A 15312-nucleotide genomic window follows, 5' to 3' on the forward strand; every position below is an offset into this window, starting at 1 on the left:
CGCGACCGGGGCGACCACCTCGTTCGACGGTTCGTCCCTTTCCCAACGGAGTCCTCCAGGCGCGAGATTTCCGCAGCACTCATGTGCCGAGCAATACCCCTCTGGTGGTCTCCGGGGATCGATTCGATACATCCAGATGGCGGGGGCGGAGTTCCCGTCGTTGACCATGTGCCATGGACCCGCAGGCCGGACGCCATCCCAGCGGATTTCCCAGGGACTTTTCAGGAACTTTCCGGCATGTGAGCAGTGAAGGCCCCGACAGTGCTGAAAGACACGAACGCACTGGTCAGAGCCTGCTTCGTTAGCACTCGATGATGTTCACCGCAAGCCCGCCCCGGGCCGTCTCCTTGTACTTGACGCTCATGTCGGCCCCCGTCTCCTTCATGGTCTTGATGACCTTGTCCAGGGACACCTTGTGCGAGCCGTCCCCCCGCATCGCCATCCGCGCCGCCGTGACCGCCTTCACCGCGGCCATGCCGTTGCGTTCGATGCACGGGATCTGGACGAGGCCGCCGACCGGGTCGCAGGTCAGGCCGAGGTTGTGCTCCATGCCGATCTCGGCCGCGTTCTCGACCTGCTCGGGGCTGCCGCCCAGGACCTCGGCCAGTGCGCCCGCCGCCATCGAGCAGGCCGAGCCCACCTCGCCCTGGCAGCCGACCTCCGCACCGGAGATCGACGCGTTCTCCTTGAACAGCATGCCGATCGCGCCGGCGGCGAGCAGGAAACGGACCACGCCCTCCTCCTTCTCTCCTTCGGAGGCACCGCCCGGCACGAAGTTGATGTAGTAGTGCAGGACGGCCGGGATGATGCCCGCCGCCCCGTTCGTCGGGGCCGTCACGACCCGGCCGCCCGCCGCGTTCTCCTCGTTCACCGCCATCGCGTACAGCGTGATCCACTCCATCGCGCGCGCCAACGGTTCGCCTTCCGCCCGGAGTTGACGTGCCGACATGGCCGCGCGGCGGCGGACCCGGAGCCCGCCCGGAAGGATGCCCTCGCGGGACATACCGCGCGACACGCACGCCTGCATCACGCGCCAGATGTCCAGCAGACCGGAGCGGATCTCGTCCTCGGTGCGCCAGGCCCGCTCGTTCTCCAGCATCAGCGCGGAGATCGACAGGCCCGTCTCCTTCGTCAGGCGCAGCAGCTCGTCGCCCGTGCGGAAGGGGTACTTCAGTGCCGTGTCGTCGAGCTTGATCCGGTCGGCGCCCACGGCGTCCTCGTCGACGACGAATCCGCCGCCCACCGAGTAGTACGTCTTCGACAGCAGTTCGGCCCCCGAGGCGTCGTACGCCCAGAGGGTCATGCCGTTCGCGTGGTAGGGCAGCGTCTTGCGGCGGTGCAGGACCAGGTCGTCGTCGAAGGAGAAGCCGATCTCGTGCTCGTCGAGAAGCCTGAGCCGCCCCGACTCCTTGATCTGCTCCACCCGCCCGTCCGCGCCCTCCACGTCCACCGTGCGCGGCGAGGCGCCCTCCAGTCCGAGCAGCACCGCCTTGGGAGTGCCGTGACCGTGTCCGGTCGCGCCCAGGGAGCCGTACAGCTCCGCGCGGACCGACGCCACCGCCCCGAGGACCTCCTCGTTGCGCAGCCGGCGCGCGAACAGGCGGGCCGCGCGCATCGGACCGACCGTGTGGGAGCTGGACGGGCCGATACCGATCGAGAACAGGTCGAAGACCGAGATGGCCACGGGGACTCCTCAATGCGGGGTGGAGCAGGAGGTGGGGTGTCCCGCACGCGCTCGTTCACGAGCGTTCTCCTACGAGTGTGCGGGACACCCCACAAAAAGGAACTACTTGTTCAGACCGGGGTACAGCGGATGCTTGTCGGCCAGCGCCTTCACGCGGGCCTTCAGGCTGTCGGCGTCGTACGACGGCTTCAGGGTCTCGGCGATGACATCCGCGACCTCCGTGAAGTCCTCGGCCGTGAAGCCGCGGGTGGCAAGTGCCGGGGTGCCGATCCGCAGGCCCGAGGTCACCATCGGCGGGCGCGGGTCGTTCGGGATCGCGTTCCGGTTGACCGTGATGCCGACCTCGTGGAGACGGTCCTCGGCCTGCTTGCCGTCCAGCTCGGAGTTCCGCAGGTCGACGAGGACCAGGTGGACGTCCGTACCGCCGGACAGGACGGACACGCCGTGCTCACCGACGTCCGCGCGCACCAGGCGCTCGGCCAGGATGCGGGCGCCGTCCACCGTGCGCTGCTGGCGCTCCTTGAAGTCGTCGGAGGCGGCGACCTTGAAGGAGACCGCCTTCGCCGCGATCACGTGCTCCAGGGGGCCGCCCTGGAAGCCCGGGAAGACGGACGAGTTCAGCTTCTTCGCGAACTCCTTCTTCGCCAGGATGATCCCGCCGCGCGGGCCGCCCAGCGTCTTGTGGGTCGTCGAGGTGACGACGTCCGCGTACGGCACCGGGTTCGGGTGCAGGCCCGCCGCGACCAGACCGGCGAAGTGCGCCATGTCGACCCAGAGGTAGGCGCCCACCTCGTCCGCGATCCTGCGGAACTCGGCGAAGTCCAGCTGACGCGGATACGCCGACCAGCCCGCGATGATCACCTTCGGCCGGTGCTCCTTGGCGAGCTGCTCCAGCTCCGCCATGTCGACCAGACCGGCCTCGTCCACGTGGTAGGCGACCACGTCGAACTGCTTGCCGGAGAAGTTCAGCCGCATCCCGTGGGTCAGATGGCCGCCGTGGGCCAGGTCCAGGCCGAGGATGGTGTCGCCGGGCTGGGCCAGCGCGAACAGCGCGGCCTGGTTGGCGGAGGCGCCCGAGTGCGGCTGCACGTTGGCGTACTCGGCGCCGAACAGCTCCTTGACCCGGTCGATCGCGATCTGCTCGGCGACGTCGACGTGCTCGCAGCCGCCGTAGTAGCGGCGGCCGGGGTAGCCCTCGGCGTACTTGTTGGTGAGAACCGAGCCCTGGGCCTCCATGACGGCGACCGGGGCGAAGTTCTCCGAGGCGATCATCTCCAGGGTGGACTGCTGACGGTGCAGCTCGGCGTCGACGGCTGCGGCGACGTCCGGGTCGAGCTCGTGCAGGGGAGTGTTCAGAAGCGACATGGGTCTGTACGTCCTTACGCCTGGGGGCCTCAGCTGCCGGAGAACGCGGTGTACTCGTCCGCGGAGAGCAGGTCGCCCGGCTCCTGGGAGACGCGCACCCTGAAGAGCCAGCCGCCCTCGAACGGGGCGGAGTTCACCAGCGACGGGTCGTTGGAGACGTCCTCGTTGACCTCGGTGACCTCACCGCTGACCGGGGAGTACAGGTCGCTGACGGACTTGGTCGACTCCAGCTCACCGCAGGTCTCACCCGCGGTCACCGTGGCACCGGCCTCGGGAAGCTGGACGTACACGACATCGCCGAGCGCGTTGGCCGCGTGCTCGGTGATACCGACTGTCGAGACGCCGTTCTCGGCGCCCGACAGCCACTCGTGCTCCTTGCTGTAGCGCAGCTGCTGGGGGTTGCTCATGGCCTGAATTCTCCTGTACGCGGGGGACTGGTCATGCATGGGGTACTACACGGACTGCCCGTGAACAGGGCAGGACACGGATGTGTTTCCGACGCTGCCAGAGTTACTTCCGGCGCTTGTAGAACGGCAGCGCCACGACCTCGTACGGCTCGTGACTGCCCCGGATGTCCACCCCCACGCCCGCCGAACCCGGCGCCGAGTGCGGCGCGTCGACGTACGCCATCGCGATCGGCTTGCCGAGGGTGGGAGAGGGGGCGCCCGAGGTGACCTCGCCGATCACCCGGCCGCCGGCGACGACCGCGTACCCGGCGCGCGGGACGCGACGGCCCTCGGCGACCAGGCCGACGAGTACCCGCGGCGGCTCGTACGAAGCGCGCTCGGCAGCCTCGCGCAGGGCGGCGCGGCCCACGAAGTCGCCCGCCTTCTCGAACTTGACCACCCGGCCGAGCCCGGCGTCGAAGGGGGTGAGGGAGGTGGTCAGCTCATGCCCGTACAGCGGCATGCCCGCCTCCAGGCGGAGTGTGTCCCGGCAGGACAGACCACAGGGGACGAGCCCGACGGGCGCGCCCGCCTCGGTCAGCGCCTGCCACACCTTCTCCGCGTCACCAGGCGCCACGAACAGCTCGAAGCCGTCCTCGCCCGTGTATCCGGTGCGCGCGATCAGGGCGGGGACACCGGCGACCGTGCCGGGCAGACCCGCGTAGTACTTCAGACCGTCGAGATCGGCGTCGGTGAGGGCGGCGAGGATGCCGGAGGACTCCGGGCCCTGTACGGCGATCAGCGCGTAGGCGTCCCGGTCGTCGCGGACCAGCGCGTCGAAGCTGTCGGACCGCTCCAGCAGGGCATCGAGCACGACCTGCGCGTTTCCGGCGTTGGCCACGACCAGGTACTCGGTCTCGGCCAGACGGTAGACGATCAGGTCGTCCAGGATGCCGCCGTCGGCCCGGCAGATCATGGTGTAGCGGGCGCGTCCCACGGCGACGGACCCGATGTTGCCGACCAGCGCGTGGTCGAGCAGCGCGGCGGCCTCCGGCCCGGTCACGGTGATCTCGCCCATGTGGGAGAGGTCGAAGAGGCCGGCCTTCGTGCGCACGGCGAGGTGCTCGTCGCGCTCGGAGGCGTACCGCAGGGGCATGTCCCAGCCGGCGAAGTCGGTCATGGTCGCGCCGAGCGAACGATGCAGGGCATCGAGCGCGGTCAGACGCAGAGGGCTACTGCTCATCGGTTGTGCTCCCAGGGCATGACGGCGAGGTCGTTCCTCCCCATCTGTCATCGGAACCTGAGAGGTTCGTCGTGACCACGAGCGTGAAAACACAGGTCACAGACTTGCACCTTGGGTGGGGCCACTGGTCGCCAGGACCGGGGGCCCGCTTTTCAGATGTGCCTCGCCCGCGCGGTAACGGGGCCTGAGAGATTCAAGGGAGGGACTTGCTCCTTCGGCGCCCGGGCACCCAGGGGTGTCCGGAACTCTCCCGCGCGGATTCAAGCGGCCGGTATGCAGTTGGCGGGCACATCATCGCACGCATTGGTTCGGCCCGGCAGGGGGACCCTTCACAGGGGGAGCACAGCCCCGCCACCGGTGTACATACCGCCCTGTAGCAGGCCTGTTGCAGTAAGCGGACCCAAACGAGAGACACCGCGTATTACCTTCTCTTTACACTCGACGGGGACGGTACTTCCCGACCCCATGGGAGGACGATCACGGTGAACAGGACCACGGCGTATGCGGCGACCACGGCCCTCGCACTGACCGACGCGCTGCCCGCACAGCCGGCCGCCCCGGCCCGGGAGGCGTGCGCCTCGCGCCCGGCACCCGTGATCCGCGATCTGCGGCAGCGCTCGGGCCACAGCCCGTACGGCCTCACCTTCGGCGCCCGCGACCTTGTCGTGGTCACCGGTCTGCCCGGCAGCGGCAAGTCCACGCTGATGCGCCGGGCGGTGCGCGCCACCGGCATCGACTCCCAGAACACCCGCGACCGCTGGGACGCCCGTACGCCCTCCTTCCTCCCCTATGCCGTCTACCGGCCCCTGGTCCGCCTCGCCCACTACGCCGGACTGCGCCGCGCCCTGCGCTCCGGCGCCGGAGTCGTCGTCCACGACTGCGGTACGCAGGCCTGGGTGCGCGGCTGGCTGGCCCGCGAGGCCCGCCGCCGGGGCGGCACCCTGCATCTGCTCCTCCTCGACGTCACCCCCGACGAGGCGCTGGAGGGTCAGCGCGAACGCGGCCGGGGCGTCTCGCGGTACGCGTTCCTGCGCCACCGTCAGGCCGCCTCGCGGCTGCTGCGCTCGGTGGAGAAGGGGAACCTGCCGGAGGGCTGCGACTCGGCGGTGCTGATCGACCGGGACGCGGCGGACACCCTGCGCAGGATCGACTTCGCGGACTGACCTCCGTAGCAGCCGGGGCCGGTTAGGGTTTTGCCCATTAAGGGACTCCCACCAAGGGACTCATGACAGCGGTTCACAGCAGGCGGTAGGCAGATGGACATCCCGGCGGACTCCCCCCCGGACTTTCCCGGGGGTTTTCCCGCGGAGGCGTACCACCGTTCGCACGGCGGATGGCCCGGCAACGAGCTGGAGGAGGTGCTCTCGGCGTCCCTCGGCGTCCCCGGCGCGGGCGCCCGCATCGTCGAGGTCCTCGGCCGCAGCTTCGTCTGGGTCCCCCTCCCGTCCGGCGGCGGCGCCCACACCGGCCCCCTGGATCTGCCCACGATGGAGATCGCGGGCCAGGCGTACGTACCGGTCTTCAGCTCGGAGGATCAGTTCCGGCAGGTCGTCGGCGCCCATGTGCCGTACACCGTGGCGCCCGCCGTCGAGTTCGCCCGTGGCCTGCCGCCCCAGGTCGGCATCGCCGTGAACCCGGACGGCGTGGTCGGCGTCCCCCTGCCGCCCCCGGCCGTGGCCGAACTCTGCCGCTCCGGCCGCACCGTCCTCGACGGCGCCGCAGGCGGCCGGGTCCGCCTCTACGAGCCCAACTGGCAGGAGGATCCGGTCGACTTCCTCGCCGCCGCCTCGACGGAGTTCGCCGGCACAGGCGTGGTGCTGACGGCCCGCCGCTGCCTGGCGACCATCGAGACGTCGGCCCCCGTCATGTTCATCGGGGTGGAACTCTCCCCCTGGGACCCTCTGGCCCGCACCATCCCCATGGACGCGCTGGGCAGGGCGTTGGGCGCAGCGGAACCCAAGTGGCCGGTAAACCTGGTCTTCCTGGACGCGGCCCAGGACCCGGTGACGGACTGGCTGAGGGAGAAGGTCCGTCCCTTCTACCGACACGGGCACTGAGAAGCGCCCCGAAGGGGGACGGGGCTGTGACATCTTGCGGCTGTGCCGCGTGGGCGCGACCAGCCACAATGACCGGCAGCCGCCGAAGCGCAGCAGGTCCCGAGCTCTTGGGCGACCTTCCTGCAGACCGTGTCTGTCAGCGGCGCCGCTTAAGCTGGGAACGCACAACTCGGTAGGGGTTACGAAGGGGCGATAATGGTGAGCGCGTCGGGCACGGCCGCGGCCGGTCAGGTCGAGCACATGCTGCGCCAGGTGACGCCCGGGCGTTACGACGCCTACGAGGCGCTCCTGCGAGCCCTCGCAACCCCGTCCTCCGGCCAGATCTGGATGCTGCTTTGGCACGGCCAGGCCGGCTCGCCGGACGCCCAGTACGGAAACATGCAGGTCGAGGGGTACGGCTACGCGCCGTGCGTGACCTCAGCCCAGGAACTGTCGGTCAGCGGCTGGAACAGGTCGTACGAGGTGGTCGACGGCCTCGACGTGGCCCGCACCCTCTACCCGGACCAGTACGGCCTCTGGCTCAACCCGCACTCCCCGGGCGGCGGCGTCGGCATCCCCTGGCTCGATCTGCGCCGGATCGCGACGGGCCTGGAGCGCCAGCCCGCCGGACCCCTGCGCCTGGCCGAACCCGGCATCGAGATCCCGCAGTTCTACGCCCTCCTCTCGCAGAACGCCCACCGCACCCCGGCGGTCCGCTCCCTGCGCCGCGCCTGGGTGCAGCCGGCACTCGGGGCGCCGTATCTCGCCATCGGGCTGGACGTGTACGACACGTCGCCGCCCGCCGTCGACTCCGTGCGCGCGATGATGCAGCAGTCGATAGGAGCGGTCCCCGACGGGCTGCCGGTGTCGACGGTGGCGATGTCGGACGAGCAGGACCCGGTCGTGATGTGGCTGCGTGCGAACGCCCGCCCGTTCTACGACCGCGAGGCCCACGCGATCGCCGCCCCGCCCCAGACACAGCAGGCTCCGGCCGGCGGATACGGCTATCCGCCCGCGCGGGGTCTCTACTGAGCGGATCTTCATCCGGACGGCCGAATTCGCGCGACACTGTCTTCGCGCGTAGATCGCGGCGAATCGTCGCAATGGTGTTGATTTGCCCCTTGTGTCCCAACTGCCCCGCGTCCGACGGGCGTTACCCGCTGTTCGGATAACGGAATCCCCAGGACAGCATCACGGTTGCGCATACTTTCGCCGACAGACCTTCCACGTGATCGCCGAATCACTGAAGACTCGCCTGTCAGACGATGGGGGCGGCGGTCCCTGCGGTCGACAGTGCGTGGTTAAGTCGACTAATCAGCACGGATCGTCACGCAGGATCAGCCAGGAACAGCACCAGCCGAGTGGGCCGCACCATCTGCGACCCGTGCCCGGCGAGCAAGTGAATCAAGCCGCGGACAGCGGCAGGCGTAGGCCGGTCACCACCGGCGAGAGGGGTCGGGTCACTGTGACCGCACCGATCGAGACCACCGCAGCGGCAGCCGAGGCACAGCCGGAGGCTGTGCTCATCGGCGCCGGTAAGGGGCAGATCGAGGGCCGTTCCCTGGGGCAGATCGCCTGGTCCCGGTTCAAGAGGGACAAGGTGGCGGTCGCCGGCGGTGTCATCGTCATCCTGCTGGTGCTGACCGCGATGCTCTCCCGGCCCATCCAGGCCCTGTTCGGCCTCGACCCCAACGCCTTCAACCAGGACCTGATCGACCCCAACACCTCCCTCCCCAAGGGCGGCTTCGGCGGCATGAGCTGGGACCACCCGCTCGGTGTCGAACCGAAGTTCGGGCGCGACATCGCGACCCGCATCCTGGAGGGCTCCTGGGTCTCGCTGGTCGTCGCGTTCGGCGCCACGATCCTGTCCAACGTGATCGGCACGATCCTCGGTGTGGTCGCCGGCTACTACGGCGGACGGGTCGACACGGTCATCAGCCGGCTGATGGACACCTTCCTCGCCTTCCCCCTCCTGCTCTTCGCCATCGCCATCTCCGCCACGCTCCAGGGCGGCGCGTTCGGCCTCGAAGGGCTGCCGCTCCACATCACCGTGCTGATCTTCGTCATCGGCTTCTTCAACTGGCCCTACCTGGGCCGCATCGTCCGGGGCCAGACGCTGGCCCTGCGCGAGCGCGAGTTCGTGGACGCCTCCCGGGGAATGGGCGCCAAGGGGCCGTACATCCTCTTCCGGGAGCTGCTGCCGAACCTGGTCGGCCCGATCATCGTCTACTCGACGCTGCTCATCCCGACCAACATCCTCTTCGAGGCGTCCCTGAGCTTCCTCGGCGTCGGCATCCAGCCCCCGCAGGCTTCCTGGGGCGGCATGCTCAACCAGGCGGTCGACTTCTACCAGGTCGACCCGCAGTACATGATCGTGCCCGGCCTCGCCATCTTCGTGACCGTCCTGGCGTTCAACCTGCTCGGCGACGGTCTCCGGGACGCACTCGACCCGCGCAGCCGCTGATGCGGTCGTGTCGGGAGTTCAGCAAGTTTCCACTAATGGAGGAGAAGCAGACCATCATGCGAAGGTCAGCGCTGGCCGCGGTTGCGGCGATCGGAACTGTGAGTCTGCTGCTCGCAGGCTGCAGCAAAGCCGATGACGATTCGACGACGGACGGTACCAAGGCGGCTGGGGCCGACGCAGCGACCAAGGGTGTCGTCAACGCCTCCACCCAGAAGGGGGGCACGGTCACCTACGAGTACTCCGATGTCCCGGACTCCTTCGACCCCGGCAACACGTACTACGGGTACATGTTCAACCTCAGCCGGCTGTACGCCCGCCCGCTGATGACCTTCAAGCCCGGTCCGGGCGACGAGGGCAACGAGCTGGTCCCGGACCTCGCCGAGAGCGCCGGTGTGCCGAGCGACGGCGGCAAGACCTGGACGTACAAGCTCCGTTCGGGGCTGAAGTACGAGGACGGCACCGCGATCACCTCGAAGGACGTCAAGTACGCCGTCGAGCGCTCCAACTTCGCGCGTGACGTGCTCTCCCTCGGCCCGAACTACTTCCAGCAGTTCCTCGACGGCGGCGACAAGTACCAGGGCCCCTACAAGGACAAGAGCGCCGGGGGCCTCGCGTCCATCCAGACGCCGGACGACACCACGATCGTCTTCAAGCTCAACCGCGCCTTCCAGGAGTTCGACTACCTGGCCGCGCAGCCGCAGACCGCTCCGGTGCCCCAGGCCAAGGACAAGGGCATCGACTACGTCAAGAGCATCGTGTCCTCGGGCTCGTACAAGTTCCAGAGCTATGACGAGGGCAAGCAGGTCGTCCTCGTCCGCAACGAGAACTGGGACGCCGCGACCGACCCGCTGCGCAAGCAGTACCCGGACAAGATCGTGGTCAACCTGAAGGTCAACCCGGAGACCATCGACCAGGATGTCCAGGCCGGCAACGCGATCGACCTGGGTGGTACGGGTGTCCAGGCCGCGACCCAGGCCGACGTCCTCAGCAGCGCCGACAAGAAGGCCAACACCGACAACACCTACGGTGGCCGTCTCGTCTACATGGCGATCAACACCAAGCTGAAGCCGTTCGACAACGTCGAGTGCCGCAAGGCCGTGCAGTACGCGATCGACAAGGTCTCGGTGCAGACCGCCGAGGGCGGCCCGGTCCGCGGTGACATCGCCACGACCGTCCTCCCGCCGGACATCCCCGGCTACGAGAAGGCGGATGCCTACGCCACCGACGGCAACAAGGGTGACCCGGCCAAGGCCAAGGAGCACCTGAAGGCCTGCGGCCAGACCACGATCAACACCAGCATCACGGCGCGCAGCGACCGTCAGGCGGAGATCGACGCGGCCACCGCGATCATCAACTCGCTGAAGGCCGCCGGTATCAACGCCACGCTGAAGCAGTTCCCGTCGGGCAAGTACTTCACCGACTACGCGGGTGTCCCGAAGTGGGGCGCGGAGAACAACGCCGGTCTGATGATGATGCAGTGGGGTGCCGACTGGCCGTCCGGCTACGGCTTCCTCCAGCAGATCCTGCACGGTGACGCCATCGGCGCCTCGGGCAACACCAACCTCTCGCAGTTCGACAACAAGGAAGTCAACGAACTGCTGGAGACAGCGATCGGCACCGAGGACAAGGCCGCGCGTGACGGTATGTACACCGAGGTCGACAAGAAGACGATGGACGAGGCTGCCCTCGTCCCGCTGACCTACTTCAAGGTCCTGCTGTACCGCCCGGCCAACTACACCAACCTGGTGTCCACGTCGGCCTTCAGCGGTCAGTACGACTACCTCAACATCGGCACGACCAAGAAGTAGCCCCGGAAGGCAGGTGAAGGCATTGGTGCCCGCGGGCTCAGCAGCCCGCGGGCACCAGGCCGATCCCCGTGATCTCGTACATCCTCCGTCGGACGTTCGCGGCAGTGATCCTGCTGCTGGTCGTCACCGCGGTGACCTTCGCCATCTTCTTCCTGCTGCCACGGCTCGCCGGACAGACCGCCGACCAGCTGGCCCAGCAGTACATCGGGAAGAGCCCGTCGGCGGCGGACATCGCTGCGGTCAAGAGCAACCTCGGTCTGGACGACCCCCTTTATCTCCAGTACTGGCACTTCATCAAGGGGATCGTGTCCGGTGCCACCTATGACCTGGGGCCCACCACGGCACAGTGCAACGCGCCGTGCTTCGGCTACTCCTTCAAGACCCATGTCGAGGTCTGGCCGCAGCTCACCTCCCGCCTTCCGGTGACGATCTCCCTCGCCGCCGGCGCGGCCGTGCTGTGGCTGGTGTCCGGTGTGGCGATCGGTGTCATCTCGGCGCTGAAGCCCGGCTCGGTGTTCGACCGGTCCTTCATGGGCGTCGCCCTCGCCGGTGTCTCACTGCCCATGTTCTTCACGGGCAACCTGGCACTGCTGCTCTTCACCTACCAGTGGCCGATCTTCGGTAGAACGTACGTTCCGTTCACGGAGAACCCGGCACAGTGGGCCAACACGCTGTTCCCGGCGTGGTGTTCGCTCGCCCTTCTCTACTCCGCCATCTACGCGCGGCTCACCCGCTCGGGGATGCTGGAGACGATGAACGAGGACTTCATCCGCACGGCCCGCGCCAAGGGTCTGCGGGAGCGCAAGGTCGTCGTCCGACACGGTCTGCGGGCCGCGCTGACGCCGATCATCACGGTGTTCGGCATGGACCTGGGCCTGCTGCTCGGCGGTGCGCTGATCACCGAGACGGTGTTCTCACTGCACGGCGTCGGCGAGTACGCGGTGCAGGGTATCAAGGACAACGACCTGCCGCCGATCCTCGGCGTCACCCTGCTCGCCGCCCTCTTCGTCGTGATCGCAAATCTTCTGGTGGACCTGCTCTACGCGGCCGCCGACCCGCGGGTGAGGCTCTCGTGACCGAACTGACTCCTTTGTCTGCGAACGGCGCCGCGATGGGCGAGCCCTCGCCCACGAACGCGCCCGGTGCCTTCCTCGAAGTCCGCGACCTCAAGGTGCACTTCCCGACCGACGACGGCCTGGTCAAGTCCGTCGACGGACTCAGTTTCCAGCTGGAGAAGGGCAGGACCCTCTCCATCGTGGGCGAGTCCGGCTCCGGCAAGTCCGTCACCTCGCTGGCCATCATGGGCCTGCACCGGCTCGGCGCACGCGGCAAGAACGTGCAGATGTCCGGCGAGATCTGGCTCGACGGCAGGGAACTGGTCGGCGCCGACCCCGACGAGGTGCGCAAGCTGCGGGGCCGCGAGATGGCGATGATCTTCCAGGATCCGCTGTCCGCGATGCACCCGTACTACAAGATCGGCCACCAGATCGTCGAGGCGTACCGCGTCCACCACGACGTCAGCAGAAAGGTCGCCCGCACCCGGGCGATCGAGATGCTCGACCGGGTCGGCATCCCCGAGCCCGGCAAGCGCGTCGACAGCTACCCGCACGAGTTCTCCGGCGGTATGCGCCAGCGCGCGATGATCGCGATGGCGCTGGTCAACAACCCCGAACTGCTCATCGCGGACGAGCCGACGACCGCACTCGACGTGACCGTCCAGGCGCAGATCCTCGACCTGATCCGCGATCTGCAGAAGGAGTTCGGCTCCGCGGTCGTCCTCATCACACACGATCTCGGTGTGGTCGCCGAGATCGCCGACGAGGTCCTGGTGATGTACGGCGGCCGGTGCGTGGAGCGGGGGCCCGTCGGCGAGATCTTCGAGCAGCCGCAGCACCCGTACACCTGGGGTCTGCTCGGTTCCATGCCGCGCATCGACCGGGAGACCTCCGACCGGCTCATCCCCGTCAAGGGCCAGCCGCCGAGCCTCATCAACATCCCCTCGGGCTGCGCCTTCCATCCGCGCTGCCCGTACGCGGACATCCCCGAGGGCAACGTCACCCGTACCGTGCGCCCGGAGCTCCAGCAGGTCGCCGGCGGCCACTTCTCCGCCTGCCACCTCTCGCCGGAGGACCGTACGCGGATCTGGACCGAAGAGATTGCGCCGAAGCTGTGAGTGAGACGAAGAAACCCGAGGCGGCGGATCCTTCGCCCTCCCCCGCCTCCTCCTCCGACGAGCGCGAGGTGCTGCTCAAGGTCGAGGGCCTGGTCAAGCACTTCCCCATCAAGAAGGGGATTTTGCAGCGTCAGGTCGCCGCGGTGAAGGCCGTCGACGGCATCGACTTCGAGGTGCGCAAGGGGGAGACCCTCGGCGTGGTCGGCGAGTCGGGCTGCGGCAAGTCGACCATGGGGCGGGTCATCACCAGGCTCCAGGAGCCGACCGCCGGTTCGATCCACTTCGAGGGCCAGGACATCACACGGCTGAACACGGCCGGGATGCGTCCGCTGCGGCGGGACATCCAGATGATCTTCCAGGACCCGTACGGCTCCCTGAACCCCCGTCACACCGTTGGCTCTATCGTCTCGGCGCCCTTCCGCCTCCAGGGCGTGGAGCCCGAGGGCGGGGTGAAGAGGGAGGTACAGCGCCTTCTTGAGCTGGTGGGCCTGAGCCCCGAGCACTTCAACCGCTACCCGCACGAGTTCTCCGGCGGCCAGCGCCAGCGCATCGGCATCGCCCGCGCGCTCGCCCTGAAGCCGAAGCTGGTCGTGGCGGACGAGCCGGTCTCCGCGCTGGACGTGTCGATCCAGGCGCAGGTCGTGAACCTGATGGACGACCTCCAGAAGGAACTCGGCCTGACCTACGTGATCATCGCGCACGACCTCTCCGTCGTACGCCACGTCTCGGACCGCATCGCGGTGATGTACCTCGGCAAGATCGTCGAACTCGCCGACCGGTCCTCCCTGTACGAGGCGCCGATGCATCCGTACACCAAGGCCCTGATGTCGGCGGTGCCGGTTCCCGACCCCAAGCGCCGGGGCGCGAAGAGCGAGCGCATCCTGCTCAAGGGCGATGTCCCGTCGCCGATCGCGCCGCCGAGCGGCTGCCGCTTCCACACCCGGTGCTGGAAGGCGACGGAGATCTGCAGAACGACCGAGCCGCCGCTCCTGGAGCTGAGGCCCGGCCAGCAGGTCGCCTGCCACCACCCGGAGAACGCCGATGACCAGGCCCCGCAGGACACCGAGCTGCTGACGGCGGCCCGGGAGGCGGTGGAACTGGTGACGCCGGCGGCGGAACCCGCGGAGAAGACCACCGAGGCTTCTCCGGCCGACCCCCAGGAGTCACAGGGGCCACAGGAGTCACAGAGGTCAACGGACAAGTAGGGCATGACCAGTCGGTGAAGGCTGCACAGTCCGAAGGGAGAGGCCGTCGCCACCGCGACGGCCTCCTTCCTTGCCGTCGCCGCGGTCTCCACGCCCTGTGAGCCGGTCGCGGTGAGAATACGGGTGTGATCCAGCAGCTCTTCAGCCCCTCCGTCCAGCACACCCTCGACCTCGTCGGCATCTTCGTCTTCGCGATCTCCGGCGCCCTGCTCGCCGTACGCAAGAACTTCGACGTCTTCGGGATCGCAGTACTCGCCGAGGTCACCGCGCTGGGCGGAGGGCTGCTGCGGGATCTGGTCATCGGGGCGGTACCGCCCGCCGCGTTCACGGATCTCGGGTACTTCGTGACGCCGTTGTTCGCCGCGCTGCTCGTCTTCTTCCTCCACCCGGAGGTGGAGCGCATCCAGGCGGGGGTAAACGTGTTCGACGCGGCGGGGCTCGGGCTGTTCTGTGTCACGGGCACGGTCAAGGCGTACGACTACGGCCTCGGCCTCACCGCCTCCGCCGCCCTCGGTCTCGCGACCGCCGTGGGCGGCGGAGTGCTGCGTGACGTGCTCGCCAACGAGGTGCCCTCACTGCTGCGCTGGGACCGTGACCTGTACGCGGTCCCGGCGATCGTCGGCTCCGCACTGGTCGTCGTCTGTATCCGCTACGACGTGCTCAACCCGGTCACCAGCGGGCTCGCGGTCGTCACGGCCTTCGTACTGCGGCTGCTCGCGATGCGGTTCCACTGGCGAGCGCCGCGTGCGTGGCACCGGCGGTCGACGGCTGGTGGGGAAGAGGCCGACGGGTAGAGCCGGTTGTGGTCGTCGTGCCGTCGCCCGTCTTCCCCCGCCCGCGTCGTCGTGAGGAGGAACGGCGTACCGGTAGCGCTCATTCTTTGAGGAGGATGATCGACTCTGCTGCGCAATTCCTCGGGGCCGCTGGACTGCACTCCGCGACCTGCGG

Annotated in this window: 13 protein-coding genes and 1 riboswitch; of the genes, 9 read left to right on the top strand and 4 right to left on the bottom strand. The window is 68.5% G+C overall.

Going from position 1 to position 15312, the window contains the following annotated elements; genetic code table 11:
- Positions 1 to 301 precede the first annotated feature (301 nt).
- The 4 genes from RB628_RS35825 to gcvT all read right to left on the bottom strand — a co-directional run bounded on the left by RB628_RS35825 (position 302) and on the right by gcvT (position 4678).
- Positions 302 to 1684, bottom strand: coding sequence for an L-serine ammonia-lyase (locus RB628_RS35825; protein WP_318324817.1), 1383 nt, complete (start codon positions 1682 to 1684; stop codon positions 302 to 304).
- Between the two features lie 102 nt (positions 1685 to 1786).
- Positions 1787 to 3049, bottom strand: a complete 1263-nt coding sequence (gene glyA / locus RB628_RS35830; protein WP_318324818.1) for a serine hydroxymethyltransferase — start codon at positions 3047 to 3049, stop codon at positions 1787 to 1789.
- A 29-nt stretch (positions 3050 to 3078) separates the two neighbouring features.
- Positions 3079 to 3456, bottom strand: a complete 378-nt coding sequence (gcvH, locus tag RB628_RS35835; RefSeq protein ID WP_318324819.1) for a glycine cleavage system protein GcvH — start codon at positions 3454 to 3456, stop codon at positions 3079 to 3081.
- A 103-nt stretch (positions 3457 to 3559) separates the two neighbouring features.
- Complete coding sequence (gene gcvT / locus RB628_RS35840; RefSeq protein WP_318324820.1) at positions 3560 to 4678, bottom strand: glycine cleavage system aminomethyltransferase GcvT; 1119 nt, start codon at positions 4676 to 4678, stop codon at positions 3560 to 3562.
- 162 nt (positions 4679 to 4840) lie between these two features.
- A riboswitch (glycine riboswitch) is annotated at positions 4841 to 4941 on the bottom strand.
- Positions 4942 to 5160: 219 nt separating this feature from the next.
- On the opposite strand from gcvT, the gene RB628_RS35845 reads away from it, so the two are divergent.
- The 9 genes from RB628_RS35845 to RB628_RS35885 all read left to right on the top strand — a co-directional run bounded on the left by RB628_RS35845 (position 5161) and on the right by RB628_RS35885 (position 15158).
- Entirely contained in the window at positions 5161 to 5841 is a 681-nt protein-coding gene (locus tag RB628_RS35845; protein ID WP_318324821.1) for an AAA family ATPase, read from the top strand.
- Between the two features lie 93 nt (positions 5842 to 5934).
- On the top strand, positions 5935 to 6735 hold the full coding sequence (locus RB628_RS35850) for an enhanced serine sensitivity protein SseB (protein WP_318324822.1): 801 nt from the start codon (positions 5935 to 5937) through the stop codon (positions 6733 to 6735).
- 198 nt (positions 6736 to 6933) lie between these two features.
- The gene (locus tag RB628_RS35855) at positions 6934 to 7746 is read left to right on the top strand and encodes an enhanced serine sensitivity protein SseB C-terminal domain-containing protein (protein ID WP_318324828.1); all 813 of its coding nucleotides are present in this window, start codon (positions 6934 to 6936) and stop codon (positions 7744 to 7746) included.
- 433 nt (positions 7747 to 8179) lie between these two features.
- The gene (locus tag RB628_RS35860) at positions 8180 to 9178 is read left to right on the top strand and encodes an ABC transporter permease (RefSeq protein WP_318324823.1); all 999 of its coding nucleotides are present in this window, start codon (positions 8180 to 8182) and stop codon (positions 9176 to 9178) included.
- Between the two features lie 35 nt (positions 9179 to 9213).
- On the top strand, positions 9214 to 10986 hold the full coding sequence (locus tag RB628_RS35865; protein ID WP_412180778.1) for an ABC transporter substrate-binding protein: 1773 nt from the start codon (positions 9214 to 9216) through the stop codon (positions 10984 to 10986).
- A 68-nt stretch (positions 10987 to 11054) separates the two neighbouring features.
- Positions 11055 to 12062, top strand: a complete 1008-nt coding sequence (locus RB628_RS35870) for an ABC transporter permease (protein ID WP_318324825.1) — start codon at positions 11055 to 11057, stop codon at positions 12060 to 12062.
- 5 nt (positions 12063 to 12067) lie between these two features.
- Complete coding sequence (locus RB628_RS35875; RefSeq protein ID WP_318324829.1) at positions 12068 to 13159, top strand: ABC transporter ATP-binding protein; 1092 nt, start codon at positions 12068 to 12070, stop codon at positions 13157 to 13159.
- Positions 13156 to 14364: a dipeptide ABC transporter ATP-binding protein gene (locus tag RB628_RS35880; RefSeq protein ID WP_318324826.1), complete on the top strand. Its 1209-nt coding sequence runs from the start codon at positions 13156 to 13158 to the stop codon at positions 14362 to 14364. Before RB628_RS35875 ends, RB628_RS35880 begins: the two co-directional genes overlap by 4 nt.
- A 125-nt stretch (positions 14365 to 14489) precedes the next feature.
- Entirely contained in the window at positions 14490 to 15158 is a 669-nt protein-coding gene (locus RB628_RS35885; RefSeq protein WP_318324827.1) for a trimeric intracellular cation channel family protein, read from the top strand.
- Positions 15159 to 15312: the final 154 nt, after the last annotated feature.

Origin of the sequence: Streptomyces sp. ADMS, assembly GCF_033441795.1 — a bacterium.
Classification (GTDB): Bacteria; Actinomycetota; Actinomycetes; order Streptomycetales; family Streptomycetaceae; genus Streptomyces.

Excerpts from the sequence above, each read along its gene's own strand:
- glyA (WP_318324818.1), bottom strand. The coding sequence starts at position 3,049 with ATGTCGCTTCTGAACACTCCCCTGCACGAGCTCGACCCGGACGTCGCC.
- gcvH (WP_318324819.1), bottom strand. The coding sequence starts at position 3,456 with ATGAGCAACCCCCAGCAGCTGCGCTACAGCAAGGAGCACGAGTGGCTG.
- gcvT (WP_318324820.1), bottom strand. The coding sequence starts at position 4,678 with ATGAGCAGTAGCCCTCTGCGTCTGACCGCGCTCGATGCCCTGCATCGT.
- RB628_RS35850 (WP_318324822.1), top strand. The coding sequence starts at position 5,935 with ATGGACATCCCGGCGGACTCCCCCCCGGACTTTCCCGGGGGTTTTCCC.
- RB628_RS35865 (WP_412180778.1), top strand. The coding sequence starts at position 9,214 with ATGGAGGAGAAGCAGACCATCATGCGAAGGTCAGCGCTGGCCGCGGTT.